Origin of the sequence: Micromonospora sp. NBRC 110009, assembly GCF_030518795.1 — a bacterium.
GTDB lineage: Bacteria > Actinomycetota > Actinomycetes > Mycobacteriales > Micromonosporaceae > Micromonospora.
The window spans coordinates 4376650-4401694 of the sequence record NZ_CP130427.1 but is presented as its reverse complement, the minus strand read 5'-3'; the positions used below and the strand labels follow the sequence as shown (position 1 = coordinate 4401694).

Below are 25045 nucleotides of genomic sequence, written 5' to 3'. Positions count from 1 at the left end.
GGTCCACGTGAACAGCTCCCCTCCAGGTCAACTCAGTGTCGCGACGCAGTGATGATGGGTGATGTCGCCCGCCGAGCATGCCAGTCGGGAGGAAAGAGTAAAAGACAGGACGGGAAAATATTTCACTAGTGAACATTCCCACAGTCGACAATGGATCCGGCCGGGAAGTCCTCGCCGGAAAGGCTCCGCAGGTAGCGCCACTCGGCACCCACCGTCCGGTAGCCCAGGCGGCGGTTGATGGCCAGCATCGCGTCGTTGGCGGCGTCGTTGGTGGTGAGCGCGTACCGGTGACCGGCCCGTCGCGCCCGGTGCAGCGAGGCGAGTTTGACCAACCCGGCCAGGCCGGCGCGGCGGTGGCCGGGCCGGGTGCCGGTCATCCCGGACTCGTAGCCGTCGCGGCCGTCGGTCAGGGCGACGCTGAACGCCACCACGTCACCGTCCACCATGGCCAGCGAGGTCAGCTCCCGGTCCAGGTCCGGGCGGTCCCAGTAGGCGGCCAACCAGTCGGGATAGCTGATGTGGTCCATCGGCACGTCGCCCGGCTCGTCCGCGGCGGCGGCCAGGTCCGCCTCGTACACCGGGTGCGGGTCGGTCAGCTTCCCCGCCGTGATCAGCTCCACGCCGGGCACCGCCGGTAGGTCGGGCAGCGTCGCCGTGGCCAGCTCCAGACGCAGTTGCACGGCCCGCCGGCCGCGCCGGTAACCCCGCCGCTCGGCGAAGCCCACCGCGACCGGGTCGTCGGCCACCTTCGCGTACGCGGTGACCACGCCCAACCCGACGAGCCGGCGCTCGGCGGCGGTCAGCAGCGCGGTCCCCACGCCCCGGCCGCGCCGCCCCGGGTGCACGCTGACGTTGGCGAAGCCCAGCCCGGGCTCCGCGCTCTCGTACAGCAGCCCGGTGCGGGCGACGCCGCACAGCTCGCCACCGCGCCGCGACCCGGTGCTGTCGTCCGCGACCAGCAGCGCGTGCCGCTCGGCGGCCGGGGCGGCGACCGCCTGCCAGGCGATCAGCTCCGGGGTGACCAGGTGGTGCGGCGCGGCGGCGCGGAGCACCTCGGCGACGGCGGGGGCGTCGGCGGGCCGGAAGGGACGGACGGTGAGCGGCATGGCGGGGAACCTAGCCGGGCCCGGCCGCCGGGGCGACCCACCGGCGCGGCACGCCCGGCGGGCGCGGGGAGAACCCGGGCGCGGCACCGCCCCCTGTGCCAAGCTTCGGGCATGGACGACAAGACCATCCTGAACCGGATCTCCGAACTCGTCGACGAGGAGCACCGGCTGCGCGCGGCCGCGCAGGAGAACGAGGCCGGCACCGACGACGAGGCGCGCGAGCGGCTACGGGCGCTCGAAGAGTCCCTCGACCAGTGCTGGGACCTGCTGCGCCGCCGGCGGGCGGCCCGCCAGGCGCACGGCGACCCGGACGCCCAGGGTGAACGCCCGCTCCCGGAGGTCGAGCGCTACCTCCAGTGACGGTCCGCGCCCGCCTCCGGGCGCGGACCACCGGACCCACGCGGTCGCGTCCCGGGCGGAAGCACACCCGCCCGGGACGCGCCGCGCTCAGCGGAGCCCCGCCTCCCGCAGCAGCAGCCCGGCCAGCTCGCCCTGGTCGGTGACCGCGGCGGGCAGCCCCCGGGCGGCGAACCAGGTGGCGACCACCCGGACGTCCCGGGTGAGGAACTCCGGCCCCTGCGGGTTGGCCACCACGTCGACCACCTGCGGCAGGTCGATCATGACCAGCCGCCCCCGGTGCACCAGCAGGTTGTACGGCGACAGGTCGCCGTGCGCGTAGCCGGCCCGGGCCAGCACGACCAGCGCGTCGACCAGTTGCTCCCACAGGTCGCGGAGCTCGGCGGCGTCGGGACGGAGCTGGGCCAGCCGCGGCGCGGCCTGCCCCTCCTCGGCGTCCCCGACGAACTCCAGCATCAGCTCGGTGCCGAGCAGCTGCACCGGGTACGGCACGGCGATCCGCCCGGAGGCGGCGCCGATCTCCCAGAGCCGGGCCAGGGCGCCGAACTCGGCCGCCGCCCACTGCCCGGCGATCATCTGCCGGCCGAACGCGGTGCGCCCGGCCATCGCCCGCATCTCCCGGGACCGGCGGACCCGGCGCCCCTCCAGGTAGCCGGCGTCCCGGTGGAAGAGCCGGTGCTCGGCGTCCCGGTAGCGCTTCGCCGCCAGCAGGCAGGAGCGGTCGGAGCCGGGCACGGCCCGGCGGACCAGGTGGACGTCCGCCTCCTTGCCGGTCTTCAGCACGCCGAGTTCGCTGTCCTTCGCGGCCAGCTCGGTGACCAGCCACTCGGGATGGGGTTCGGGCCCGTGCACGGCCTCGTCCCAGGAGGACCAGCGGTCCTCGGGATCGGGCTCGGCGTCGGGCTCGGCGAGGACCGGCTCGGCGTGCCGGCCCCGCTTCAGGAAGTACGGTTCGTCGTCGTCAAAGCGGCTCTTGCCGCGGCCACGGCGCTGCGGCGCCGGGAAGTCGTGTTCACGCACGGGTGGGTTGATCCTTCGATCGAGGCTGGTGGAGGCAGGTGGAACGACCCTGCAAAGACGGCCATGACCGACCTCCTCTCCTCGACCGGGCCCCGCCCGGCTGCGCCCTCGCGCGGCCCCATGCTCGCCGGGCGGCGCGGACGGGTCAACCGAATTACCCCGCCGGCCGGCGCCGGCGGCGGGGTGCCGGCGGTCAGCCGGCCAGCACGGTGGCCACGGCCGCGATCAGCCCGTCCACCGTGCGGGTGGGCGCGAAGCGGTCGTCCGACCAGCGGCGCCCCCGGTGCAGCCAGACGCTGGGCAGGCCGACGGCGGTGGCCCCGCCGATGTCCGCCTCCGGGCTGTCCCCGATCACCCAGGCGCCGCGCAGCGGCATCCGGACCCGCTGGGCGGCGAACGCGAAGATCCGCGGGTTGGGCTTGCTGACGCCGGCCTCCTCGGAGATCACCCAGTCGGCCACGTACCGGTCCAGGCCGGTGCGGCGGATCTTCGCCTCCTGCTGGCGGACCACCCCGTTGGTGACCACCACCGGCACCCAGCCGGCGTCCTCTGCGATCCGCAGTGCGCAGGCGACCAGCGGGTCCAGCCGGGTGTTCGCCACCACCCCGTCGTGCAGCTCCTCGACCAGGTCGATCGAGGGAATCTTCAGCCCGTACCGGTCCCGGATGGCGTCCGCGACGTCCCACCGGTCGGTCAGCCCGTCCGCGTCGATGGAGAGCAACCATTCGATGTCGGTGCGGGGCGCGCCGACGCTCTCCAGGAAGCGCTCTCCCCAGGCACGGAACGGCCCGGCGCGGTCGAGCAGGGTGTTGTCCAGGTCGAGCAGGAGCAACGGCACGCGGGAACCTTACGGGACCGAGGTGCACGACCGACAGGGCCGATCCCCCCGCCCCGTCCGTCAGCCGCGCAGCGTCGTTCGGGGGAGCCCCTGGTCGGGCAGGCGGTCGCCGAGCATGGTGTGCGCGGCGCGGGTGGCCGCCAGGGCGGCCGGGTCGAGCGTCGCCACCAGCACGTCCTCCCCGGTGTCCGCGCCGCGGGCCAGCGGGCGTCCCTCCGGGTCGTACACGGCGGCGCCGCCGTTGAACCGCCACGGGTCGGCGCCGTCGACGGCGTTGGCGAAGACGACGTACATGGTGTTGTCCAGGGCGCGCGCGGCGTAGTACAGGTCGCGCCGGTGCGCCGAGCCGGCCAGGTAGCCGCTCGGGCAGAGGTAGCCGTGCGCGCCGTCGTCGGCGGCCGCCCGGCCGTGCTCCGGGAAGCAGCCGTCGTAGCAGATGCCGAGGCCGAGCCGCCAGTCGTCGACCAGCAGGGTGGCCCCGCGCCGGCCCGCGTCGAACAGCTCGCGCTCCCCGCTCCAGAGCTGCTGCTTGTCGTACGCGGCGCGCACGCCGCCGGTCGGGTCGACCACCAGCGCGGAGATGGTCCGCCGCCCGTCCGGGTGCCGGACGGCGGCCCCGACCACCACGGTCGTTCCGCCGTCCCGGGCGGCCACCCGCAGCGGGTCCAGCCGCGGGTCGTCGACCCGGCCGTCCGGATCCGCGGCCACGTCGGTGCCGGTCGGGTCGGCGGCCAGGGTCGGCGGGTGGTACGCCGGCAGGTACAGCTCCGGCAGCAGCACGACCCGGGCGTCGCCGGCCCGGCCGACGAGCCGCGCGGCCGCGCCGGCGTTGCCGGCGACGTCGCCGGGGACCGGCGTGGCCTGCACGGCGGCCACGGTCAACGGACGGGCGGGAAGGGGTGCGGCCTCGGTCACCCGGCGATCCTAACCGCATCGCCCGCTCGACTGGATCATGCAAAGCCGCATCTCAAGCCGTACGTACGGTTTGCGTCGGCCCGGGGCACCTGGGACGATCGGTACGTGCCCAGAGTAAGTCAGGACCAGCTCGACGCGCGCCGGCAGGAGATCCTCGCCGCCGCGCGGGCGTGTTTCGCCCGGCACGGCTACGAGGGCGCCACCGTCCGCCGCCTGGAGGAGGCCACCGGACTGTCCCGTGGCGCCATCTTCCACCACTTCCGCGACAAGGACTCGCTCTTCCTCGCGGTGGCCGAGGACGACGCCGCCGTGATGGTGGAGACCGTCGCCCGCAACGGCCTGGTCCAGGTGATGCGGGACCTGCTCGCCCGGGCCGTCTCGCCGGACACCACCGGCTGGCTCGGCAGCCAGCTGGAGGTCTCCCGCCGGCTGCGCACCGACCCGGCGTTCGCCCGGCGCTGGGCGGAACGCTCGGCCGCGATCGCCGAGGCCACCCGCGAGCGGCTGCTCCGCCAGCGGGAGGCCGGGGTGCTCCGCGACGACGTGCCGATCGACGTGCTGGCCCAGTTCCTGGAGCTGGCGTACGACGGCCTGGTGCTGCACCTGGCGATGGGCCGCCCCGCGGGCGATCTGGGCCGGGTGCTCGACCTGGTCGAGGAGGCCGTCCGGCGGCACTGACCGGGCGACGTACTCCCCCGGCCGGTCTCGGTCCGGTAACTCGCCCGGCGGGCCGGGTGACCCCTGGCGGGGCTGCTCCACAATGGGCCGCGACCCCCTCGCCACAGGAGCAGACATGGCCCTTCTCGCCGCACCGGGCGACACCTGGGGCATCCCCGGCCCCGTCTTCCTGCGCTGGTACCTGGTCGCCGCGGCCGTGCTGGTCGTCGGCACCCTGGTGCACCGGGTCCGCGCCCTGGCCGGCACGCCGGTGACCGGCGCCGGGCAGCTCGGGCCGCAGCAGGTCGCGTACCTCAACGGCGGTGGCCAGCTCGCCGTCTGGACGGCGCTCGGCGGGCTGCGCCGGGCCGGTGCGCTGGGCGTACGGCCCGACCGGCAGCTCACCACCGGCGGCGCGATGCCCGCCGGGGCCACCCCGCTCGACCAGGCGATCCACCACGCCGCCGCGCGCGGCGTGCACTCCCGCGAGCTGCGCCGGGACGAGTGGGTGGCCCGTGCCCTCGACCAGCTCCGCGACGGCCTCGAAGCGCGTGGCCTGGCGCTCGGCAAGGCCCGGCGGGCGGCCCTGCGGCGCGGGCCGACGCTGCTCGGCGCCCTCCTGGCGCTCGGCGTGCTCCGGGCCTTCGTCGGCCTGTCGAACAGCCGCCCCGCCGGCTACCTGATGCTCGCCATGGTCCCGCTCTTCATCGCGTTCCTGCTGCTCAACCGGGTGCCGTGGCGGACCCGGACGGCGGACCGGGCGCTGCGCGAGCTGCGCCGCCAGCACGGCTGGCTGCGCCCCTCCGCCGCCCCGGCGTACGCCACCTACGGCCCGTCCGACGCAGCGATGGGAGTGGCGCTGTTCGGCACCGCCACCATCTGGGCCATGGACCCGGGCTTCGCCGACCAGGCCGAGATCCAGCGCCAGGCGATCGGTGCGAGCGGCGCCAGCTCGGGCAGCTCGGGCAGCTCCTGCGGCGGCGGCAGTTCGTGCGGCGGCGGCAGCTCCTGCGGGGGCGGCGGCTGCGGCGGTGGCGGGTGCGGCGGATGAGCGACCCCGCGCCGGCCCCGACCGGCCTCGCGGCGACCCCGGCGGGGCCGGTCGGGGTCGGCATCGGCTGGCGGCCGGAGATCGCCGGCTTCGTGGCCGGCCTGCCCGGGCTGCGCTTCGTCGAGGTGGTGGCCGAGACGGTCGCCCCGGCCGGGCCGCTCCCGGACGGGCTCGCCGAGCTGCGCGGGCGCGGCGTCACCGTCGTACCGCACGGGGTGAAGCTCTCCCTCGGCGGCGCGGAACCCGTCGACCCGGCCCGGGTGGCGCACCTGGCGGGGGTGGCCGCGGCGCTGGGGGCGCCGCTGGTCAGCGAGCACATCGCGTTCGTCCGGGCCGGCGGCGTGGAGGCGGGCCATCTGCTGCCGCTGCCGCGCAGCCGGGCGGCGGTCGCCGCGGTGGCGGCCAACGTCCGGCGGGCCCAGGCCGAGCTGCCGGTGCCGCTCGCGCTGGAACCGATCGCCGCGCTCTTCGACTGGCCGGACGACGAGCTGGACGAGGCCGACTTCCTCACCGAGATCCTCGACGCCACCGGGGCGCTGCTGCTGCTCGACGTCGCCAACGTGCACGCCAACGCCCGCAACCGGGGCGGCGACCCGCACGCGCTGCTGGACCGGCTGCCCCTGGACCGGATCGCCTACGTGCACGTCGCCGGCGGCGCCGAGCAGGGCGGCTTCTACCACGACACGCACACCGATCCGGTCCCCGCCGAGGTGCTCGACCTGGTCCGTGCGCTGTGCGCCCGGCAGCGGCCCCCGGCGCTGCTGCTGGAGCGCGACGGTCACTACCCGCCCGCCGCCGAGCTGCGCGGGGAACTGGACGCGCTGGCGGCCGCGTCCGGCTTCCCGGTGGTCACGTGACCGGCGGCGAGCTGCCGGCGCCCGGCGGCGACCTGGCCGCCCGGCAGGCGGCGCTGGTCGCCGCACTGGTCGCCGGGGGTCCGCTGCCGCCCGGCTTCGCCCCGGCGCCGGTGGCGGCGGCGCGCCGCGCGCTGCTGCGCAAGCGGGCCGGCGACGTGGCGCGGCACTGGCCGCTGCTCGCCGCCGGACTCGGCGTCGGCTGGCCGGCCACCTTCACCGGGTGGGCGGCGGGACGCCCCACCAACGGGTCGCTGCGCGACGGCTGGGATCTGGCCCGGGAGCTGCGGGACCGCGGCTCGCTGCCGCCGCTGGGCGCCGAGGAACTGGCCACCCGGGAGGCCACCGCCCGCTACGACGGCCGCACCGCGCCCCGGCCCCGCCGGCTGCCGGCCGTCGCCCGGGCCGGCGACGCCGTGGCGGTGCAGGTCGCCGGTCGGGTACGCCTGCTCCGTCCGGCCCGCCGCTGACCCTCGCTGGCACGGCGTCCCGGCGTACGGCAGGATCAGCCTCATGGATCTCGGACTCGCCGACCGGGTGTACGTGCTGACCGGCGCCTCCCGCGGCCTCGGCTTCGCCACCGCCCAACAGCTCGTCGCCGACGGCGCCCGGGTGGTGCTCTCGGCGCGCGTACCGGAGCAGGTGGCCGCGGCGGTCGAGGCGCTCGGCGGGGCGGAGCGGGCGATCGGGCTGACCGCCGACCTGACCGACCCGGGCACCCCGGAGCGGCTGGTGATCGCGGCCCGCGAGCAGTTCGGCCGGCTCGACGGGGCGCTCATCTCGGTGGGCGGGCCGCCCAAGGGCACCGCCGCCCAGATCACCGACGAGCAGTGGCGGGAGTCCTTCGAGACGGTCTTCCTGGGCAGCGTCCGCACCGTGCGGACGCTGGCCCTCGCGCTCCCGGACGGCGGCGCGATCGGGCTGGTCCTGTCCACGTCGGCGCGGGAGCCGCTGCCCGGCCTCGGCATCTCCAACGGCCTGCGCCCCGGCCTGGCCGGGGTGGCCAAGGACGTCGCCGACGAGTACGGCCCGCGCGGGGTCCGCGTGTTCGGCCTGCTGCCCGGGCGGATCATGACCGACCGGAACCGGGAGCTGTTCGCCGCCGCCGGTGATCCGGAACGGGCCCGGGCCGCGGCGGAGGCGGCCATCCCGCTGCGCCGGATCGGCGACCCGGCCGAGTTCGGGCGGGTGGCCGCGTTCCTGCTCTCCCCCGCCGCCGGCTACGTCACCGGGGTGACCGTGCCGGTCGACGGCGGCGCGCTGCGCGGCCTGTGACCCCCGACGAGGCGGCTGCCCGGCGGTATCCCCGGCCGACGAAGGAGCAGTTGGCGGCGGCGGTCGACCAACTCCTGCCGGACGTGATCGCGCCCGGGCTGGACGTGCTCTTCGTCGGGATCAACCCGGGGCTGTGGTCGGCGGCGACCGGCTGGCACTTCGCCCGGCCGGGCAACCGGTTCTGGCCGGCCCTGCACCGGGGCGGCTTCACCCAGCGCCGCCTGCACCCCAGCGAGCAGGACGAACTGCCCCGCCTCGGCCTCGGCATCACCAACCTGGTGGCCCGCGCCACCGCCCGGGCGGACGAGCTGACCGCCGCGGAACTGGTCGCGGGCGCCGAGCTGCTGGCCGGCAAGGTCGAGCGGTACCGGCCCCGCTGGGTGGCGGTGGTCGGGGTGACCGCCTACCGGATCGGCTTCGCCCGGCCCAGGGCCGGCTTCGGCCCGCAGCCGGAGCCGCTGGGACCGGCCCGGCTCTGGGTGCTGCCCAACCCGAGCGGGTTGAACGCCCACTTCACCCCGGAGACGCTCGGCGCCGCCTTCGGCGAGCTGCGCGCGGCGGCGACCGCCTAGTTGGCGGCCGCCGGCGGCAGCGCCTCCTGCGCCACGTAGGTGCCGAGCGGCACGGTGGTGACCACCGGCTCCGCCTGGTCGGCCTCGGCGTAGGGGGCCGGCGAGTCGGTCACCGCGAACTGGGTGCGGTAGAGCTCGGCGTAGAGGCCGCCGACCGCGACCAGCTCCTCGTGCCGGCCGCGCTCGACGATCCGCCCCTCGTCGAGGACGAGGATCTGGTCGGCGTCGCGGACGGTGGAGAGCCGGTGCGCGATCACCAGCGCGGTACGCCCGGTCAGCGCCACGGAGAGCGCCCGCTGCACCGCCGCCTCGCTCTCCGAGTCGAGGTGTGCGGTGGCCTCGTCGAGGATGACGATCGACGGGGCCTTGAGCAGCAGCCGGGCGATGGCGATGCGCTGCTTCTCGCCGCCCGAGAAGCGGTAGCCCCGCTCGCCGACCGTGGTGTCCAGCCCGTCGGGCAGGGAGCGGACCAGGTCGGCGACCTGCGCCCCGGCCAGCGCGGCCCAGATCTCGTCGTCGGTGGCGTCCGGCTTGGCGTAGCGCAGGTTCTCCCGGATGGTCTCGTGGAACAGGTGGGAGTCCTGGGTGACCACGCCGATCTCGTCGCGCAGCGAGGCGAGGGTGGCGTCCCGGACGTCCACGCCGCCGACCAGCACCTGGCCGTCGGTGACGTCGTAGATCCGGGAGATCAGCATGGACAGCGTCGACTTGCCGGCGCCGGAGGGACCGACCAGGGCGACCATCTGCCCCGGCTCGACGGCGAACGAGACGCCCTTGAGCACCGGCTCGTTGACCGTGCGGTCCAGCGTGGCGACCTCTTCCAGGGAGGCCAGCGACACCTCGGCGGCGCTCGGGTAGCGGAACCGCACGTCGCGGAACTCGACCCGGCCGCTGCCCCGGGGCACCGGCACCGCGGCGGGCTTCTCCTCGATGCCGGGGCGCAGGTCGAGCACCTCGAAGACCCGGTCGAAGGAGACCAGCGCGCTCATCACGTCGACCCGGACGTTGGAGAGCGCGGTGAGCGGCCCGTAGAGCCGGGTGAGCAGCAGCGCGAGCTTGACCACGGTGCCGGCGCTGACCGCGCCGGTGACCGCGAGCCAGCCGCCCAGGCCGTAGGTCAGCGCCTGGGCGAGGGAGGCGACCAGCAGCATGGCCACGAAGAAGGTTCGCGAGTACATGGCCGACTGGATGCCGATGTCGCGGACCCGCTCGGCACGGCCGGCGAACCGGGCCGCCTCCACCTCGGGCGAGCCGAAGAGCTTGACCAGCAGCGCGCCGGCCACGCCGAACCGCTCGGTCATCGTCGCGTTCATCTTCGCGTCGAGGTTGTACGACTCCCGGGTGATCTCGGCGAGCCGCCGGCCGACCCGGCGGGCGGGGATGATGAAGATCGGCAGCAGCACCAGCGCCAGCAGGGTGATCTGCCAGGAGAGGATGAGCATCGCACCGGCGGTGAGCACCAACTGGATGACGTTGCTGACCACCCCGGACAGGGTGGAGGTGAACGCCCGCTGGGCGCCGAGCACGTCGTTGTTGAGCCGGCTGACCAGCGCACCGGTCTGGGTCCGGGTGAAGAACTGCAGCGGCATCCGCTGGACGTGGTCGTAGACCCGGGTCCGCAGGTCGAGGATGATGCCCTCCCCGATCCGGGCCGAATACCAGCGCTGGGCCAGGGAGAAGAGCGCGTCGGCGACGGCCAGCACGGCGATGATCAGGGCGAGCCGGACTACGGTGGCGCCCGCGTCGGAGCCGGCGCCGGCGATCGCGTCGATGACGTCACCCGCGAGCAGCGGGGTGGCCACCCCGACCACCGCGGCGATCACCACGGTGATCAGGAAGATCACGATGTCGCGCCGGTAGGGCTGGGCGAACGCGACGATCCGCTTGGCGGTGCCGCGCTTGAGCTGGTGGGTGGAGACCTCGTCCCGGTGGCGCATCGACCGGAGCATGCTCCAGCCGGCCATGCCGCCACCGGCCATGTGGTTGGACACTCGTCACCTCCGGGTCGTCGGGCAGCGCTGGACCGTCGGTTCAATTCTCCCGACGACTACGACAACCTCGCGAGTAACCCGGATCTTCCCGAACGGTCCTTACCTATTCTGCCCGCCCGGCGAGGTCGCGCAGCCGGCGGGTCTGCGCCTCCCGCTCCACCCGCTGCTGCTCGGCGTGGGTACGTCCGGCGGCGCCGGTGAGCAGCGCCTTGATCTCCACGATCGCGTCCCGGTTGTTGGCCAGCAGACCGGCGGTCAGGTCCCGCACCGCGGCGTCCAGCTCGGCGTTCGGCACGACGAGGGTGGCCAGGCCGATCCGGTCCGCCTCCGCGGCGTCCATCCGGCGGCCGGTGGCGCAGATCTCCAGGGCGCGGGAGTAGCCGACCAGCTCGACGAGCCGCTTGGTGCCGGCCAGGTCGGGGACCAGGCCGAGGGTCACCTCCGCCATGGAGAGCTTGGCGTCCTCGGCGAGCACCCGCAGGTCGCAGGCGAGGGCGAGCTGGAAGCCCGCCCCGATGGCGTGGCCCTGCACGGCCGCGATCGAGATCACGTCCGGCCGGTGCAGCCAGGTGAAGCTGGCCTGGAACTCGGCGATCCGGTCGGCGCACTCCTGCTCCGGCAGGGTGGCGAGCTCGGCGAAGGAGCCCGGGCCGGAGGCACCGGCCACCGACAGGTCCAGACCCGCGGAGAAGGACCGCCCCGCACCGCGTACCACCACGACCCGGACGTCACCGGGCAGCTCCCGGGAGAAGTCGCTCATCGCGCGCCACATCGCCGGGGTCTGGGCATTGAGCACGTCGGGCCGGCACAACGTGACCGTCGCGACCGGCCCGTCGCAGTCGAGTCGCACCCCGGTCGTCTCGGCGGTCACCGGACCGCCCGTGGCTCGGGGCTGATGGACGACGTTGGGGGGCGGGTCACGCCTTCTTGCGGCGCCGGGCGCCGCCACGCTGCCGCAGCTGCACGCCGGACTCGGTGAGCACCCGGTGGATGAACCCGTAGGAACGGCCGGTCGAGGCCGCGAGTGAACGGATGCTCTCACCGGCGGTGTACCGCTTTACCAGGTCCTTGGCGAGCGTCTGACGCTCGGCTCCGACGATCCGGCGACCCTTCTCAGTGCTGGTGGCTGTGCCAGTGGCTGCCATGCTGATTCCTCACGTCCCAGACTGTGCGGTTCGGATACGGTCCCACCTATTAGACCGTCTCGAACGATCATGCGCCAGATATCAACTCTTCGCCAACCGACACGCTATGCAATGTCAGCTTCCCGATAGAGTGATCCTCCTGACCGGTCAGTCGGGTCCACCCGGGTGGATCATGCCGGGCCGACCGGCCGGCCGCCCCGTACGCTGCCTCGGGTGATCGACCTGCTCGCCGCGGCGGCCGGCGCCGCCCTGGTCTTCGCCGCCACCAACCTCGACGACATCGTCGTGCTCACGGTGTTCTTCGTGGCGGCACGGGGCACCGGCCGACCCCGCCCCCGGGACATCGTCGCCGGCCAGTACCTGGGCATCGGCGCGCTGGTCGCCGTCGCGGTGGTGGCGGCCGCCGGGCTGCTGGTCGTGCCCGACCCGTGGACCGGCCTGCTCGGGCTGCTGCCCGTCGTGCTGGGCGTGCGCGCGCTGCTGACCCGCTCCGCCGACGACGAGCCGCCGGCCGTGGTCGGGAGCCTGCTCGGCGTGGCCGGGGTGACCATCGCAAACGGCGCCGACAACATCGCGGTGTACGTGCCGGTGTTCCGCTCCCTCGACCCGGCCACCGGCCTGGTCTGGCTGCTGGTCTTCGCCGCGCTGGTCGCGGTCTGGTGCGCGGTCGCCGCCCTGCTCGGCGGCCACCCCCGGGTGGTGGGCCTGGTCGGCCGCGCCGGGCACTGGCTGGTCCCTGCCGTGTTCATCGCCATCGGCGCGACCATCCTGGTCACCTCCGGCGTCCTGCCCCACCTGGCCCGCCTCCTCACCTGACGCCCGCCCGGCCCCGGACCAGGCGGGGGCCGGCGGGCCGGGGGCCCGGGGTCAGGCGAGTTCGACGAGTTCGAGAAGGTCGTCGGACCAGGCGTCCTCGTCGCCGTCGGGGAGGAGGATGGCGCGGTCGGGCTTGAGGGCCAGCACCGCGCCGGGGTCGTGGGTGACCAGGACGATGGCGCCGGGGTAGCGGGCGATCGCGTCGAGCACCTGCTCCCGGCTGACCGGGTCGAGGTTGTTCGTCGGCTCGTCCAGCAGCAGCACGTTCGCGCCCGAGCAGACCAGGGTGGCCAGGGCCAGCCGGGTCTTCTCACCACCGGAGAGCACCCCGGCTGGCTTGTCCACGTCCTCCCCGGAGAAGAGGAACGCGCCGAGGATCTTGCGCAGGTCGGTGTCCGTCTGCTCCGGCGCCGCGCTGCGCATGTGCTCCAGGATCGTCCGGTCCACGTCCAGGGTCTCGTGCTCCTGGGCGTAGTAGCCGAGCCGCAGGCCGTGGCCGGGGCGCACCTCGCCGGTGTCGGGCTCGAGCAGGCCGCCGAGCATCCGCAGCAGGGTGGTCTTGCCGGCACCGTTGAGGCCGAGGATGGCCACCCGGGAGCCGCGGTCCACCGCCACGTTGACGTCGGTGAAGATCTCCAGCGACCCGTACGACTTGGACAGGCCGCCCGCGGTGAGCGGGGTCTTGCCGCACGCCGCCGGGGTGGGGAAGCGGACCTTCGCCACCTTGTCGGCGACGCGGACCTCGTCCAGGCCGGCCAGCATCTTCTCGGCGCGGCGGGCCATGTTCTGCGCGGCGACGGTCTTGGTGGCCTTGGCCCGCATCTTGTCCGCCTGGGCCATCAGCGCGCCGGCCTTCTTCTCGGCGTTGGCCCGCTCCCGGCGGCGGCGCCGCTCGTCGGTCTCCCGCGCCGCCAGGTACGCCTTCCAGCCCAGGTTGTAGACGTCGACCACGGAGCGGGTGGCGTCGAGGAACCAGACCTTGTTGACCACCGCCTCCAGCAGCGACGCGTCGTGGGAGATCACGATCAGGCCGCCCTTGTGGTTGGCGAGGAAGCCGCGCAGCCAGGTGATCGAGTCGGCGTCGAGGTGGTTGGTGGGCTCGTCGAGCAGCAGGATGCCGCCGCCGTTCTCGCCGGCGTCGCGGAACAGGATCCGGGCCAGCTCGATGCGGCGCCGTTGGCCGCCGGAGAGGGTGCCGATGGTCTGCGCCAGGGCCCGGTCGGGCAGGCCCAGGTTGGCGCAGATCCGGGCCGCCTCGGCCTCGGCCGCGTACCCGCCGAGGGAGGCGAACTGGTCCTCCAGCGCGCCGTAGCGGCGAACCAGGCGCTCGTCGTCGGCGCCCTCGGCGAGCTTGGCCTCCAGCTCCTTCATCTGGGCCATCAGCACGTCCAGGCCGCGGGCGGAGAGCACCCGGTCCCGCCCGGTGACGTCCAGGTCGCCGGTGCGCGGGTCCTGGGGCAGGTAGCCGATCGCGCTGCGCCGGTCGAGCTGGCCGGCGTACGGCTGCCCCTCCCCCGCCAGCACCTTGAGCGTGGTGGTCTTGCCGGCGCCGTTGCGGCCGACCAGGCCGATCCGGTCGCCCGGCTGCACCCGGAGGGTGGTGTCGGACAGCAGGATCCGGGAACCGGCGCGCAGTTCGAGGCCGGTGGCAGTGATCATGGTGAGGTACTCGCTCTCGGGGTCCGGAAGGGCTGACTCAGGGCACGCGAAAGCGCCGGCGGGTCATCAGTTCCCGTCCGGCGCGGGGCCGTTCAGCCTTCGCAGCGCAGCACGGTGGCAAGTGTACCGGGCCGGCCGCGCCCGGCCCGCCGGATTACCGGGCAAGATCATCGGGTACCGAAAACCCCGTCCGGACCCGGTCCGGTACCGCAACCACCACATACGGACAAATCGGTGATCGGGGTCAACATGGAGCTGAACGAGAACGCGCGGATCGACACCAGCCAGGTGGAGGACCGGCGAGGGTCCGGCGGAGGCGGCGGGATGGGCATCCCGATCCCGATCGGCGGCGGGCGTGGCGGGATCATCGGCCTCGTCATCGCCGTGCTCGTCGCCCTGATCGGCGGCGGCTTCGGGCTGAACGCGATGGGCGGGGGCGGCGGCTCCGACCAGGGCGACAACACCTCCCTGGAGCAGAAGTGCTCGGCGCAGGACGCGCTCAAGCAGCTCGACTGCCGCAACACGCTCTACGTCAACTCGATCCAGGCGTACTGGCGCACCGCCATGCCGGAGGTTTTCGGCCAGCAGTACCAGCCGGCCAAGACCGTCTTCTTCAGCCAGAACGTGAACACCGGCTGTGGCGCGGCCGACTCCGGCGTCGGCCCGTTCTACTGCCCGGCCGACGACCTGGTCTACATCGACCTCACCTTCTACCGGCTGCTCGCCGACCAGCTCGGCGCGGCGGGCGAGTTCGCCCAGCCGTACGTCCTGGCCCACGAGTACGGCCACCACGTGCAGGACCTGCTCGGCACCGAGGCGCAGATGCGCCGCCAGCAGCAGCGCGACCCGAACAACGCCAACGCGCTCTCGGTGAAGCTGGAGCTGCAGGCCGACTGCTACGCCGGTGCCTGGGCCAAGAACGCCACCGGGACCGCCGACGAGCAGGGCCAGAAGATCTTCACGAGCATCACCGAGCAGGACATCCAGCAGGCGATCGACACCGCCGAGAAGATCGGCGACGACGCGATCCAGAAGCGCGCCGGCCGGCCGGTGAACCCGGACGAGTTCACCCACGGCACCTCGGAGCAGCGCCAGCAGTGGTTCACCAAGGGCTGGTCCACGGGCGACCCGAAGGCCTGCGACACCTTCGGCGGCAGCCTCTGACCTCTCCCCGAGGCCACCAGGACCCCGGCCGCCGGACATCCGGCGCCGGGGTCCCGCCTTTCCGGCGGTCAGCCGAGCCGGGACACCTGGTAGTGGCTGATCAACCAGGTGGCACCGACCCGGCGCACGATCACCCCGAGGTGGACGGCCAGGGTCGGCCGGTCGGTGAAGGCGAACTCGACGCTCAGGTAGCCGAGGACGAGGTCGTCGGCGAGACGCCGGCTCTCGCGGATGTCGTACGCGGCGGTCAGGCCGATCGGTTGCGAGGCGTAGTAGTCGGCGACGGCGTCACGGCCGACGGTGTACGGGCGCAGGCCCTGAAAGATCGCGTCCTCGGTGAAGTACGACGCGACGCGCTCGGGCTCGTGGGCGTCGACGGCGGACCGCCACCCGTCGAGGACGGTCCGCAGAATCTCTGCCTCGGCGCCGGTCATGGCGTTCGGGGTCACCGGGCCGGCCGGCCCGGGTCGTTCGGATGCGGCGACAGCGGAGTCACGGCTTCGCGCCGCCACGCGCGCAGCGGCTCCTCCGCCGTGCCGCCCGGCACCGTGGTCACCAGGTCCACGAAAAACTCCACAGCTCATCCTCCGTTCGTCCGGCGCGCGTCGTCGCGTGTTCGCGGGGAGACCGCCCCTCACGGTGTTGTCGCTGAGATCAGGCGGCGCGCTCGGGTGCCGGGTCGCAGACCCGGATCCGCACCGCGCGGGCGGCGGCGACCGCGCCGACCAGCACCGCGTGCCGGGGTTCCGGCACGTCGAGCAGCCGGTCCGCGCGCAGCGCGGCGAGCGGGGCCAGCCGCCGGTCGGCCAGCACGGTGTCCACCGCCCGCCGGTCACCCCCGCAGACCAGGGCGGCCAGTGTCGCGGCCTCCGGCAACAGCAGCCGTACGGCCAGCTCCGCCGCGTCGCCCAGGGCCGCCTTCGCCTGGTTGTCCCGCCGCCGGGCGAACCGCTGCTGCGACCAGCCACCCGCGGCGGTGCGCCCCTGCACGTAGCGAGTGTCAACCTTGGAGACGACGAGGTCGGGGCCGTCGGCAACGCCGACCGCCACCGCGCCCTTGCGGGCCAGCAGCAGGCCGAGCCGGCGGGCCGCGCCGGCGGCGGCCCCGAACCCGGTCACGTCGGCGCTGGCCGGGGCGCCAGGCGGGGTGTGCAGCTCGGCGGTGGCGCCGTCCGGGGCGGCGAGCAGCAGGCCGTACCCCTCTACGGCGGTGGTGGGCGGACCGTGCCGGTCGGCGAAGCCCTCGACCCAGCGGGTGACGCGGGTCGGGTCGACCTCGACCCACCGGCCGCCCCCGGCCGCGGGTCGGCTGCTCATGGCACGACGGTACGGCACGGTGGGATCGGGAACGCGGGAGGACACCCGTGAACGGCGTCCTCCCGCGCCACCGGTCGATCAGTGCAGGCTGAGGTTGCCGCTGGTCAGCTTCACCTCCGCGGTGCCGCCTCCCGTCCAGTCGGACGAGAAGAGCAGCGCCCCGCCGTTCCACAGGGTGACCCCGACGGTGTCGTTCCGGCCGGGCGCACCCTCGTCGGTCACCGTCACGGCCAGGGTCAACCCGCCGGCCACCACCGTGCCGGTGCTGTCGACCAGGTCGGCCCGGTAGCGCACCTGCGCCACCCCGCCGGTCCGGCTCAGGCCGAGGCCGTCGACGGCCGTACCCCGGATCTGGTAGTTCCGGCCGCCGGACCGGAACCCGACGGTCGCGGAACCGGTCGTGATCTTGCCGACCTGAGCCGGCTTGCCGACCAGGTCCACGGTCACCGGCGACCCGGCGGCCGCCGGGTACCGGCCGGCGGACCGGCCCGCGGCCAGCACCCCGTCACCGGTGAGGAACGACCCGTCGGAGGCCGCGACCGTCACCTGGGCGCTGGTGCCGCCCGTGTAGTGGCCGCCGACCGTCGCGGTGACCGTGTGGCTGCCCGCCGCCAGGGTGGCCTCGCACGACGCGGACCCGGTGGTGGTGTCCGACCCGAGCAGGTCCAGCACGCCGGTGCAGAGCGGCACGCCGCCCTCGGCGAAGGTGACCGTGCCGGTCCGGATGTCCCCCGCGGTGGTGTCCGTCGCGCCGGGCAGCACCGAGCCGTCCCGGACGACGGCCCGCAGCAGGGCCGTGCCGGAGGCGCCGGCGGTGGTCACCCAGGTGTCACCGGCCCAGCTCGCCGCCGCGTCCTCGGCGGTGACCCGGATCGTGAACGAGGTGGTGGCCGCCAGGCCGGTGCCGTCGGCGACCGTCACTGTGACCGGGTAGTCCCCCGGCACCGCGCCGGCGGTCCCGGTGACCGTCCAGCTCCGGGTCCCCGGGGTGTCGGCGCCGGAGGTGGCCGACACGGCCAGCGACAGGCCGGCGGGCAGGCCGGCCGCGGCGGCGGTGAGCTCCGCCCCCACGGTGTCCGCGTCGGTCGCGGTGACGGTGACCGTCGGCGCCAGCGCGTCGCTGTACTGGACCGCGGCCCCGCCCGCCGGGGCGTCGTTCGACACCACGGGCACGGCCCGGATGGTGAGGTCGGCGTCGTTGAGGTCGAAGAAGACGTTGCCGACCGCCTCGATCCGGATCCGCGCCTGCTTCGTCGCCACGTTCGGCAGGGCCACCGTGGCGCTGCCCGAGTTCGGCGTCTGCTCGGCCAGCACGTACGGGAAGGTCTTTCCCCCGTCGGCGGAGAGCGTGATCCGCACCTGGGTGGCGTTCACCGGTGCCCCGTCGGTGCCGGCCACGTCCCAGGTCACCGTCTGCATGGAACCGCCGTCCAGGACGGCGGCGGAGCCCTGCGAGGTGACCAGGAACGGCCCGGCGTCCGGCGCCAGCACCACGGCCACGTCGGCGCTGCCGACGCCGCCGCCACCCGGCCGGCCGTCCCGGGCGGTGAGCTTGAAGTGCATGGTCCGGTCGTTGGTGAAGCCGACCCAGTCCCGGGTGGGCAGGAACTCGGAGTAGCAGTCGACCAGGTCCGCCGGCACGTTGGAGGCGCCGCCCGTGGGCGGCGGCGCCGGCGCGGCCGGGCAGGCGCCCGCCCGGGCGTTCGTGTTGCCGGCCAGGATCTGCGCCATGTCCGGGAACACCCGGGTCGGGTCGGTGGTCACCGCGTTCAGGCCCGGCGAGTGGTACTTGAGGGTGTCGCTCGGCGAGACGTACGCGGCCGTGCCGAAGACCCGGAACAGCGGACCGTTCACCTTGGTGTTGTTCACCAGCGCGGTGCCGGTCGCGCCGCCCCGGTCGTTCTGCTCCCACAGGTAGGTGAGCGGGTCGCCGTCCGAGTCGGTGGCGCTGCCGGTCAGCGCGAACGGCGTACGCACCGGGATGGCGACCGTCTCCGGCACGGTGACCACCGGCGCGTGGTTGCCGTTCTCCTCGACCAGGAATCCGCCGTTGTCGATCGCGCCACCCTTGGCGGTCTCGCCGACGAACCCGGACGCGTCGGTGAGGCTCGCGAGGGCGAGCGGGGCGACGTTGGTGGCAGCCAGCGTGCCGCCGAAGGTGACCTGGAAGCCGGTGTCGTTGAGGACGCCGCTGCCGCCGAAGGCGGCGACGGTGACGGTCGCGCCGGCCGGCCAGCCGGCGATCGCCTCGATGGCGGCCTTGATGCCGGCCGTGGTGTAGTTGGCTCCCCGCACGATCGGCACGGACTCGACGCCGTTCCAGGAGACCGTGAACGAGTCGCCGTCGGTGGCGAAGTCGCGCAGCGAGACGGTCTGCACCTCGTTGATCGCCGGGCGGGTGGAGGTGATGTAGTTGGTGATCTCGGTGTAGCTGCGGTGCGACCAGTACGGGTCGCTGTGCGGCTGGAGGTTGTCCTGCTGGCAGATCCCGGCGTACGCCATGATGGACGACCCGCTGCCCGGCTCGTACGAGTTGGCCGCGCTCCGGTTGCCGCCCGAGCAGTTGTACTGGGTGCCGTTGAAGGTGTGGTTGCCGGCGAACTGGTGGCCCATCTCGTGCGCCACGTAGTCCACCGCGTAGAAGTCGCCGATCGGGGTGGGCAGGCCGGTGCAGCCCTGGGCCTTGCCGTTGCCGCCAATCACGCCGAGGCTGGCCACGCCGCCGCCGTTCACGCCGAGGCCGATGTGGCCCACGTCGTAGTTGCCGGCGCCGACGAGCTGGCCGAGCACGATCCGGTTGCGGCTGAGCGTGCCGCCGCCGCACGAGCTGAGCTGCGCCGGGGTGAAGCAGGCCGCGGCGCCGCACGGGCCGTTGGGCTCGGTGGCCAGGGCGGGGGTGTTCAGGTTGGTCTTGTCGGTGTCGTTGATCAGCACGAGCCGGATCGCCGTCTCGTCCTCGTAGATCTGGGTGACCCGGTTCATCAGGGTGACCTTGGCCGCCGTGACGTTCTCGGCGCCGAAGAAGGTGGCGTAGGAGGGGTCGGTCACCAGCGCCACCCGGTAGGTGCGCAGCTTCACCTGCGGCCCGGCGGGGACCTCGGCGGGCGCCACGCCCACCTCGTCCGCCAGGTCGCGGGCCGCCTCCATCACGTCCTCCCGCTCGACCAGGTCCCCGTGCGGGTTCTCCAGGTCGCGGGCGAAGTAGCTGGCGTAGAGGCTCTGGTCCAGGTGGTAGTAGGGATCGACGTACCAGTTGCCGGACGCCGAGCGGACCGAGGCGTGGAAGCCCAGCGGGGTCAGGTCCGCGCGGACGGTCGCGGTCGGGTCGTCCAGGCCCCGGCCGGCGTACGTGCTGATCTCCGGGTGCGCCGCGGCCAGGCCGGCTTCCATCGCCGGCGAGTCCACCAGCGCGAACCGCTGGTACGTCCCGTCGGGCGCGGGCAGCGTCACGACCTGCGCCGACGGGCGGAGGCCGCGGGTCCGCTCCGCCGGTGCCTTGTCGAGCAGGCCCTTCATGCTGTTCCGGTCCAGGGTGTACGCGGTCAGCCGCTTGGCCTGCACGGTCGCCTTGCGACCGGCCCTGGTCGGCGCGGGCTTGCCGTCCACCTTCCGCCACCCGCTGTCGGCGGGCGGGGCCGCGCCGGCCGGGGCGGGGGACGCCAGCACCGGCAGCACCGTCGCCACCAGCGCGGCGACCAGGACGGCGGCGAACCGGCCGCGCCGTGCCCGGTCAGCTCGTGAACGGCGGTCCGGTGGACGTACCAGGATTTTCCTCACGTCGTCTCCCCCTGCTCGGTGCCGAGTGCTGCGGGCGCCCGCGCGCCCGGCGGTAGCGGGGCGTACGGGAGTGATCCACAGATGGTCAGGACCCTAGGCGGACGACGGAGCCGGGACATCAGCCGGACGGTCGAGGTGCTCCTGACAGGACGTCGGCCGCCCCCGCCCGGCGGCCACAGTGGCCCAAGGGCGACCCGCCGGCCCGATGGCCGCGCACCCGCCGGTCGGAGATGCGAACCGCCACCGGGCGTTCGACCACCGATCCGTCGGTTCGGCCGGCCATCGTCCAGGCTGGACGCTCGGTGGTCGATCAGCCGCCCAGCAGGGTGGCGACGGCGAGTGCCGCGATGATGGCGGTGGACAGCAGGGCGGTGACCCGGCGGCCGCGCCGGCCGGTGAGGGCCCGACCGATCAGCGTGCCGCCGCCGGCGATCACCAACTGCCAACTGGCCGAGGCGAGGAAGGCCCCGAGGGTGAAGAGCAGGGCCGCCCGGGTACCGGACCCGGCCGCGTCGCCCCGGCCCAGGACGAGGGCCGTGAAGTAGACGACGGTCGCCGGGTTGAGCAGGGTCAGGGCGAGGATCGCCCCGAACGCCCGGGTCGGGGTGTCGAGGCCGCCACGCACCGGCGACGGGCCGGCCGGCGCGGGTGGGCGCAGCGCCCGCCAGGCCCCGTGCGCGGCGAGGGCGAGCAGCACCCCGGCGGCCACCCAGCGCAGCGGACCGGCGACCGGTGTGAGCCGACCGGCCACCGCCGCGCCGCCGAGCGCCGCCACGGCCGCGTAGAGGCCGTCCGCGGTGGCGACGCCGAGCGCCCCGGCCGCGCCGACCCGGAACGAGGTGCGCGCGCTGAGCCCGAGGATGAGGATGGCGATCGCGCCGACGGGGATGGCTACGCCGTAGCCGGCCACCAGGCCGGCCACGAACGCGGCGGTCATGCCGGCGGGCCGGAGACCGCGACGGACCGGCGCGCCGCCTGCTGTCGCCGGCGAGGCATGGCCGCCGGGACAGAGACATGGGTACGGGTCCGTGCGATCACGGCGAGATTCTGCCGCCTCGAACCCGGCCGGCGCGAGCGAATAACGGGCCCGACGACGAGCCGGGCGGTGTGGTGGGGCCGGGGCGTCGCCGCGGCCCCACCGTGCCGAGGGATTGCGTCAGTCGGCGCAGTGCACGTCGACGAAGTAGGTGTAGTCGGCCGACAGGTGGTTCCTCACCGACACCGGCACGGTCACCGAACCACCCACGGGGAGGTACGTCCGCCCGTCCGCGTGCGCCGAAGCCACCGTGCAACCCGGCTGGTCGCTGACGACGATCTGGTGCTGGCCCTGCTCGGCCGCCTCGACGTGGGCCTCGTGGAACGCCAGCATGCCCGGGTTGTACTCCGAGTACTTGACGTTGGACGCGCCGTTCGTGTCGATCCACGTCGCCGCGAGCCCGTCGACCGGCTCGGCCACGCCCGGCTTCACGAACCGGGTGTCGATCTCCACGATCCGGTTGTTGCGGACCTTGAAGTTGTCGGTCTTGCTGTAGCGCGGGACGAAGCAGTTCTTGTTGCCCACAGCGGTGCAGTCCAGCAGTTCGGTCGGGCTCACCCAGACCTTGTACACGCCACCGTTGTTCGGCGTGTCGGCATACGGGAAGAGCTGCACGGTCAGCCCGGCGTCCTCCCCGTCGGTTCCGGTCGCGTGGGCGCACGCCCCGCCGGCGGCGACGCTCCGGATCACGCCCGAGTCGTCGACGGTGAACTGCCGGCACGTCACCGGGTCCGTGGAGAGCAGCGTCTTGCCGGACGGGTCGGTGACCTGGAACGAGTAGGTGCCGGCGGGCAGCCCCGCCGCCTCGTCCGGCGCGTTGATGCCCGGGCCGCCGTTGAGGTACACGTCCTCCTTGGCGGCGTAGATGTTGAGGTTGACCGGTACGCCGCTGGCGTCGGTCGTGAAGATCGCGCCGGAGAGCGGGGTCGCCGCGTTCGCCGGCGACCCGGGGGCGAGAACAGCGGCGACCGGCACGGCCAGCGCGATGGCCAAAGTCCGTCTGAGCATGTGGTCTCCTTCGGGCTGGGAGTCGGCGTGGCCGATCGGCGGCCCGCCTGCCAGCCCGGGAGATCATCCCTGTCCGGCGGCGTCTGGGCGCTCCGCACGGCTGCGCATGTGCCATGAAGTTACGACGGGGCCGGGCTGGGCCATCCGCGATGTCAACTTTCAGCGCACCGTCGGGCCGTTCCGCTGCCGCCCCGACTCCGATCGGTGGCGGCAGGCCCACCTGTGGCGACGACCGGGCGACGAACGGTCACGAGCACACGCCGCGCCCGGAAATCACTGCGGCCGGCCACAGCTTTCGCCGGGCCGGCCGCAGCCGAGACGCTAACGCTCAGACGTTGAAGCCGAGGGAGCGGAGCTGGTCGCGCCCCTCGTCGGTGATCTTGTCGGGGCCCCACGGCGGCAGCCAGACCCAGTTGATCCGGATGTCGCCGACCAGCCCGCCGCCCGGGCCGGTGGTCAGCGCCTGCCGGGCCTGGTCCTCGATGACGTCGGTCAGCGGGCAGGCCGCCGAGGTCAGCGTCATGTCCAGGGTGGCCACGTTCTGGTCGTCGACGTGGATGCCGTACACCAGGCCCAGGTCGACCACGTTGATGCCCAGCTCCGGGTCGACGACGTCCTTCATCGCCTCCTCGATGTCGGCGATGGCGGCCTTGCCGCCGCCGGTCGCCGGCGTCGCCGCGGTGGCGGTCTCCTCGCTGCTCATGCCTTCACCTCCGTCGGGCTCACGCCCACCCCGGCGCGTGCCGCGGCGTCCTTGAACGCCATCCACGACAGCAACGCGCACTTCACCCGGGCCGGGTAGCGCGCGACACCCGCGAACGCCACCCCGTCTCCGAGCACTTCCTCGTCGGGCGTGACCTGGCCACGCCCGGACATCAACGCCACGAACGCCTCGTGCACCACGGCGGCGTCGTCCGCCAGCCGGCCGCGCAGCAGCTCGTGCAGAATGCTCGCCGACGCCTGGCTGATCGAGCAGCCCATCCCGTCGTACGAGATGTCCGTGAACACCTTGCCGTCGGTGGCCACCCGCACGGTGATCTCGTCGCCGCAGGTCGGGTTGACGTGATGCGCCTCGCCGACCCGGGCGTCCGGGTCCGCAGCGTCCCGCAGCCCACGGCCGTGCGGGTGCTTGTAGTGGTCCAGGATGATCTCCTGGTAGAGCTGGTCGAGCTGCATCAGCCGAACACCTTCCGCACCTGCTCGAGACCGGCCACCAGCGCGTCGATCTCCTCCGTGGTGGTGTACAGGTAGAACGACGCCCGCGTCATGGCCGGCACGCCGAACCGGCTGCACACCGGCTTCGCGCAGTGGTGCCCCACCCGGACCTGCACACCCAGCGAGTCGAGCACCTGCCCGACGTCGTGCGGGTGCACGTCGCCCAGCGCGAACGAGATCGTCCCGCCCCGGCCGACCGGCACGTTCGGGCCGAACACGCGCAGCTCCGGCACGGTGGCGAGGGCGTCCAGCGCGTACGCCGTCAGCTCCTTCTCGTGCCACTGGATGGCGCGCATCCCGATCCCGGTGAGGTAGTCCACCGCCGCGCCGAGCGCCACGGCCTCGGCGATCGGCGGGGTGCCCGCCTCGAACCGGGCCGGCGGCGCGGCGAACGTCGACCGTGCCATCGTCACGGTCTCGATCATCGAGCCGCCGCCGAACACCGGCGGCATCGCCGCCAGCAGCTCACCCCGGCCCCACAGCACGCCGATGCCGGTCGGGCCGCACATCTTGTGCCCGGTGAAGACGATGAAGTCGGCGTCGTAGTCGACCACGTCCATCGGCAGGTGCGGCACCGACTGCGAGCAGTCGAGCAGCAGCAGCGCGCCCACCTCGCGGACCCGCTGGGTGATCCGGGAGGTGGCGTTGACCGTGCCGAGGATGTTGGACATGTGCACCAGCGAGACGATCTTCGTCCGCTCGTTGACCAGGTCGTCCAGCCCGGACTCGTCCAGCCGGCCGTGCTCGGTGACCGGGAACCAGCGCAGGGTCGCGCCGGTCCGCTCGGCGAGGAGCTGCCACGGGACGATGTTCGAGTGGTGCTCCATCTCGGAGATCACGATCTCGTCGCCGGGGCCGAGCCGGAACCGGGGGTCGGCGTCCGGCCGCAGCGAGGCGTTGGAGAACGCGTACGCCACCAGGTTGATCGCCTCGGTGGAGTTCTTGGTGAACACCACCTCGTCGGCGCTCGGCGCGTTGATGAACGCGGCGATCTTCGCCCGGGCCCCCTCGTACGCCTCGGTCGCCTCGGTGCCGAGCGTGTGCACCGAGCGGGACACGTTGGCGTTGTGCCGGGCGTAGTGCTCGGCGAGCACGTCGAGCACCTGCCGCGGCTTGTGCGAGGTGTTGGCGCTGTCGAGATAGACCAGCCGGTGCCCGTTGATCTCCCGGTCCAGGATCGGGAAGTCGGCGCGCACCGTGGCCACGTCGAAACGCGGCACGTCGTCGTACTGCGGCATTCCCCCAGGAATGGCGATGGTGGTCATCTCCGCG

At 74.0% G+C, this 25045-nt stretch carries 26 protein-coding genes; 9 read left to right on the top strand and 17 right to left on the bottom strand.

Going from position 1 to position 25045, the window contains the following annotated elements; genetic code table 11:
- Positions 1 to 125: 125 nt before the first annotated feature.
- The gene (locus tag Q2K19_RS21085; protein WP_302763116.1) at positions 126 to 1106 is read right to left on the bottom strand and encodes a GNAT family N-acetyltransferase; all 981 of its coding nucleotides are present in this window, start codon (positions 1104 to 1106) and stop codon (positions 126 to 128) included.
- A 111-nt stretch (positions 1107 to 1217) separates the two neighbouring features.
- Between Q2K19_RS21085 and Q2K19_RS21080 the strand changes: the two genes are divergently transcribed.
- A complete protein-coding gene (locus Q2K19_RS21080) occupies positions 1218 to 1466 on the top strand; it encodes a DUF2630 family protein (RefSeq protein WP_302763115.1) in 249 nt (82 codons plus the stop codon).
- Positions 1467 to 1553: 87 nt separating this feature from the next.
- On the opposite strand, the gene Q2K19_RS21075 is transcribed toward Q2K19_RS21080, so the two are convergent.
- From Q2K19_RS21075 to Q2K19_RS21065, 3 genes are all read right to left on the bottom strand, one after another.
- The gene (locus Q2K19_RS21075; protein WP_302763114.1) at positions 1554 to 2483 is read right to left on the bottom strand and encodes a serine protein kinase RIO; all 930 of its coding nucleotides are present in this window, start codon (positions 2481 to 2483) and stop codon (positions 1554 to 1556) included.
- Between the two features lie 193 nt (positions 2484 to 2676).
- Positions 2677 to 3321 (bottom strand): HAD family hydrolase, encoded by a 645-nt coding sequence (locus Q2K19_RS21070; RefSeq protein WP_302763113.1) that lies wholly within the window; start codon positions 3319 to 3321, stop codon positions 2677 to 2679.
- 60 nt (positions 3322 to 3381) lie between these two features.
- Positions 3382 to 4236 (bottom strand): carbon-nitrogen hydrolase family protein, encoded by an 855-nt coding sequence (locus Q2K19_RS21065; RefSeq protein ID WP_302763112.1) that lies wholly within the window; start codon positions 4234 to 4236, stop codon positions 3382 to 3384.
- A 105-nt stretch (positions 4237 to 4341) separates the two neighbouring features.
- Between Q2K19_RS21065 and Q2K19_RS21060 the strand changes: the two genes are divergently transcribed.
- The 6 genes from Q2K19_RS21060 to mug all read left to right on the top strand — a co-directional run bounded on the left by Q2K19_RS21060 (position 4342) and on the right by mug (position 8645).
- Positions 4342 to 4914, top strand: a complete 573-nt coding sequence (locus Q2K19_RS21060) for a TetR/AcrR family transcriptional regulator (RefSeq protein ID WP_302763110.1) — start codon at positions 4342 to 4344, stop codon at positions 4912 to 4914.
- A 115-nt stretch (positions 4915 to 5029) separates the two neighbouring features.
- A complete protein-coding gene (locus Q2K19_RS21055; protein ID WP_302763109.1) occupies positions 5030 to 5944 on the top strand; it encodes a TIGR04222 domain-containing membrane protein in 915 nt (304 codons plus the stop codon).
- On the top strand, positions 5941 to 6801 hold the full coding sequence (locus Q2K19_RS21050) for a DUF692 domain-containing protein (RefSeq protein ID WP_302763108.1): 861 nt from the start codon (positions 5941 to 5943) through the stop codon (positions 6799 to 6801). The genes Q2K19_RS21055 and Q2K19_RS21050 overlap by 4 nt, the downstream gene beginning before the upstream one ends.
- The gene (locus Q2K19_RS21045) at positions 6798 to 7268 is read left to right on the top strand and encodes a hypothetical protein (RefSeq protein ID WP_302763107.1); all 471 of its coding nucleotides are present in this window, start codon (positions 6798 to 6800) and stop codon (positions 7266 to 7268) included. The genes Q2K19_RS21050 and Q2K19_RS21045 overlap by 4 nt, the downstream gene beginning before the upstream one ends.
- A 43-nt stretch (positions 7269 to 7311) precedes the next feature.
- Complete coding sequence (locus Q2K19_RS21040) at positions 7312 to 8073, top strand: SDR family oxidoreductase (RefSeq protein WP_302763106.1); 762 nt, start codon at positions 7312 to 7314, stop codon at positions 8071 to 8073.
- Complete coding sequence (gene mug / locus Q2K19_RS21035; protein WP_302763105.1) at positions 8070 to 8645, top strand: G/U mismatch-specific DNA glycosylase; 576 nt, start codon at positions 8070 to 8072, stop codon at positions 8643 to 8645. The genes Q2K19_RS21040 and mug overlap by 4 nt, the downstream gene beginning before the upstream one ends.
- On the opposite strand, the gene Q2K19_RS21030 is transcribed toward mug, so the two are convergent.
- The 3 genes from Q2K19_RS21030 to Q2K19_RS21020 all read right to left on the bottom strand — a co-directional run bounded on the left by Q2K19_RS21030 (position 8642) and on the right by Q2K19_RS21020 (position 11781).
- Positions 8642 to 10624: an ABC transporter ATP-binding protein gene (locus tag Q2K19_RS21030; RefSeq protein ID WP_302772678.1), complete on the bottom strand. Its 1983-nt coding sequence runs from the start codon at positions 10622 to 10624 to the stop codon at positions 8642 to 8644. The genes mug and Q2K19_RS21030 overlap by 4 nt on opposite strands.
- A 115-nt stretch (positions 10625 to 10739) precedes the next feature.
- Positions 10740 to 11507, bottom strand: a complete 768-nt coding sequence (locus Q2K19_RS21025; protein ID WP_302763104.1) for an enoyl-CoA hydratase/isomerase family protein — start codon at positions 11505 to 11507, stop codon at positions 10740 to 10742.
- A 46-nt stretch (positions 11508 to 11553) separates the two neighbouring features.
- A complete protein-coding gene (locus Q2K19_RS21020) occupies positions 11554 to 11781 on the bottom strand; it encodes a helix-turn-helix domain-containing protein (RefSeq protein ID WP_302763103.1) in 228 nt (75 codons plus the stop codon).
- A 213-nt stretch (positions 11782 to 11994) separates the two neighbouring features.
- On the opposite strand from Q2K19_RS21020, the gene Q2K19_RS21015 reads away from it, so the two are divergent.
- The gene (locus Q2K19_RS21015) at positions 11995 to 12597 is read left to right on the top strand and encodes a cadmium resistance transporter (protein WP_302763102.1); all 603 of its coding nucleotides are present in this window, start codon (positions 11995 to 11997) and stop codon (positions 12595 to 12597) included.
- A gap of 51 nt (positions 12598 to 12648) precedes the next feature.
- On the opposite strand, the gene Q2K19_RS21010 is transcribed toward Q2K19_RS21015, so the two are convergent.
- Positions 12649 to 14256 carry an ABC-F family ATP-binding cassette domain-containing protein gene (locus tag Q2K19_RS21010; protein WP_302763100.1) on the bottom strand — a complete coding sequence of 536 codons (1608 nt, stop codon included), beginning with the start codon at positions 14254 to 14256 and terminating at the stop codon, positions 12649 to 12651.
- Between the two features lie 249 nt (positions 14257 to 14505).
- On the opposite strand from Q2K19_RS21010, the gene ypfJ reads away from it, so the two are divergent.
- The gene (ypfJ, locus tag Q2K19_RS21005; RefSeq protein ID WP_302772676.1) at positions 14506 to 15420 is read left to right on the top strand and encodes a KPN_02809 family neutral zinc metallopeptidase; all 915 of its coding nucleotides are present in this window, start codon (positions 14506 to 14508) and stop codon (positions 15418 to 15420) included.
- A gap of 68 nt (positions 15421 to 15488) precedes the next feature.
- Here the strand turns inward: ypfJ and Q2K19_RS21000 are convergent, their stop codons facing one another.
- From Q2K19_RS21000 to Q2K19_RS20960, 9 genes are all read right to left on the bottom strand, one after another.
- Positions 15489 to 15854, bottom strand: a complete 366-nt coding sequence (locus Q2K19_RS21000; RefSeq protein WP_302763099.1) for a YybH family protein — start codon at positions 15852 to 15854, stop codon at positions 15489 to 15491.
- 11 nt (positions 15855 to 15865) lie between these two features.
- Positions 15866 to 15997 (bottom strand): hypothetical protein, encoded by a 132-nt coding sequence (locus tag Q2K19_RS20995; protein WP_302763098.1) that lies wholly within the window; start codon positions 15995 to 15997, stop codon positions 15866 to 15868.
- Positions 15998 to 16074: 77 nt separating this feature from the next.
- Positions 16075 to 16737 (bottom strand): acVLRF1 family peptidyl-tRNA hydrolase, encoded by a 663-nt coding sequence (locus Q2K19_RS20990; RefSeq protein WP_302763097.1) that lies wholly within the window; start codon positions 16735 to 16737, stop codon positions 16075 to 16077.
- Positions 16738 to 16815: 78 nt separating this feature from the next.
- Positions 16816 to 20514, bottom strand: a complete 3699-nt coding sequence (locus Q2K19_RS20985; protein WP_302763096.1) for a M12 family metallo-peptidase — start codon at positions 20512 to 20514, stop codon at positions 16816 to 16818.
- A gap of 310 nt (positions 20515 to 20824) precedes the next feature.
- A complete protein-coding gene (locus tag Q2K19_RS20980) occupies positions 20825 to 21451 on the bottom strand; it encodes a LysE family transporter (protein ID WP_302763094.1) in 627 nt (208 codons plus the stop codon).
- Positions 21452 to 21670: 219 nt separating this feature from the next.
- Positions 21671 to 22558 carry a hypothetical protein gene (locus Q2K19_RS20975; RefSeq protein ID WP_302763093.1) on the bottom strand — a complete coding sequence of 296 codons (888 nt, stop codon included), beginning with the start codon at positions 22556 to 22558 and terminating at the stop codon, positions 21671 to 21673.
- 328 nt (positions 22559 to 22886) lie between these two features.
- A complete protein-coding gene (locus tag Q2K19_RS20970) occupies positions 22887 to 23261 on the bottom strand; it encodes a metal-sulfur cluster assembly factor (RefSeq protein WP_302763092.1) in 375 nt (124 codons plus the stop codon).
- Positions 23258 to 23734 (bottom strand): Fe-S cluster assembly sulfur transfer protein SufU, encoded by a 477-nt coding sequence (gene sufU, locus Q2K19_RS20965; protein ID WP_302763091.1) that lies wholly within the window; start codon positions 23732 to 23734, stop codon positions 23258 to 23260. Before sufU ends, Q2K19_RS20970 begins: the two co-directional genes overlap by 4 nt.
- Complete coding sequence (locus tag Q2K19_RS20960; protein ID WP_302763090.1) at positions 23734 to 25038, bottom strand: cysteine desulfurase; 1305 nt, start codon at positions 25036 to 25038, stop codon at positions 23734 to 23736. Before Q2K19_RS20960 ends, sufU begins: the two co-directional genes overlap by 1 nt.
- Between the last annotated feature and the right edge of the window lie 7 nt (positions 25039 to 25045).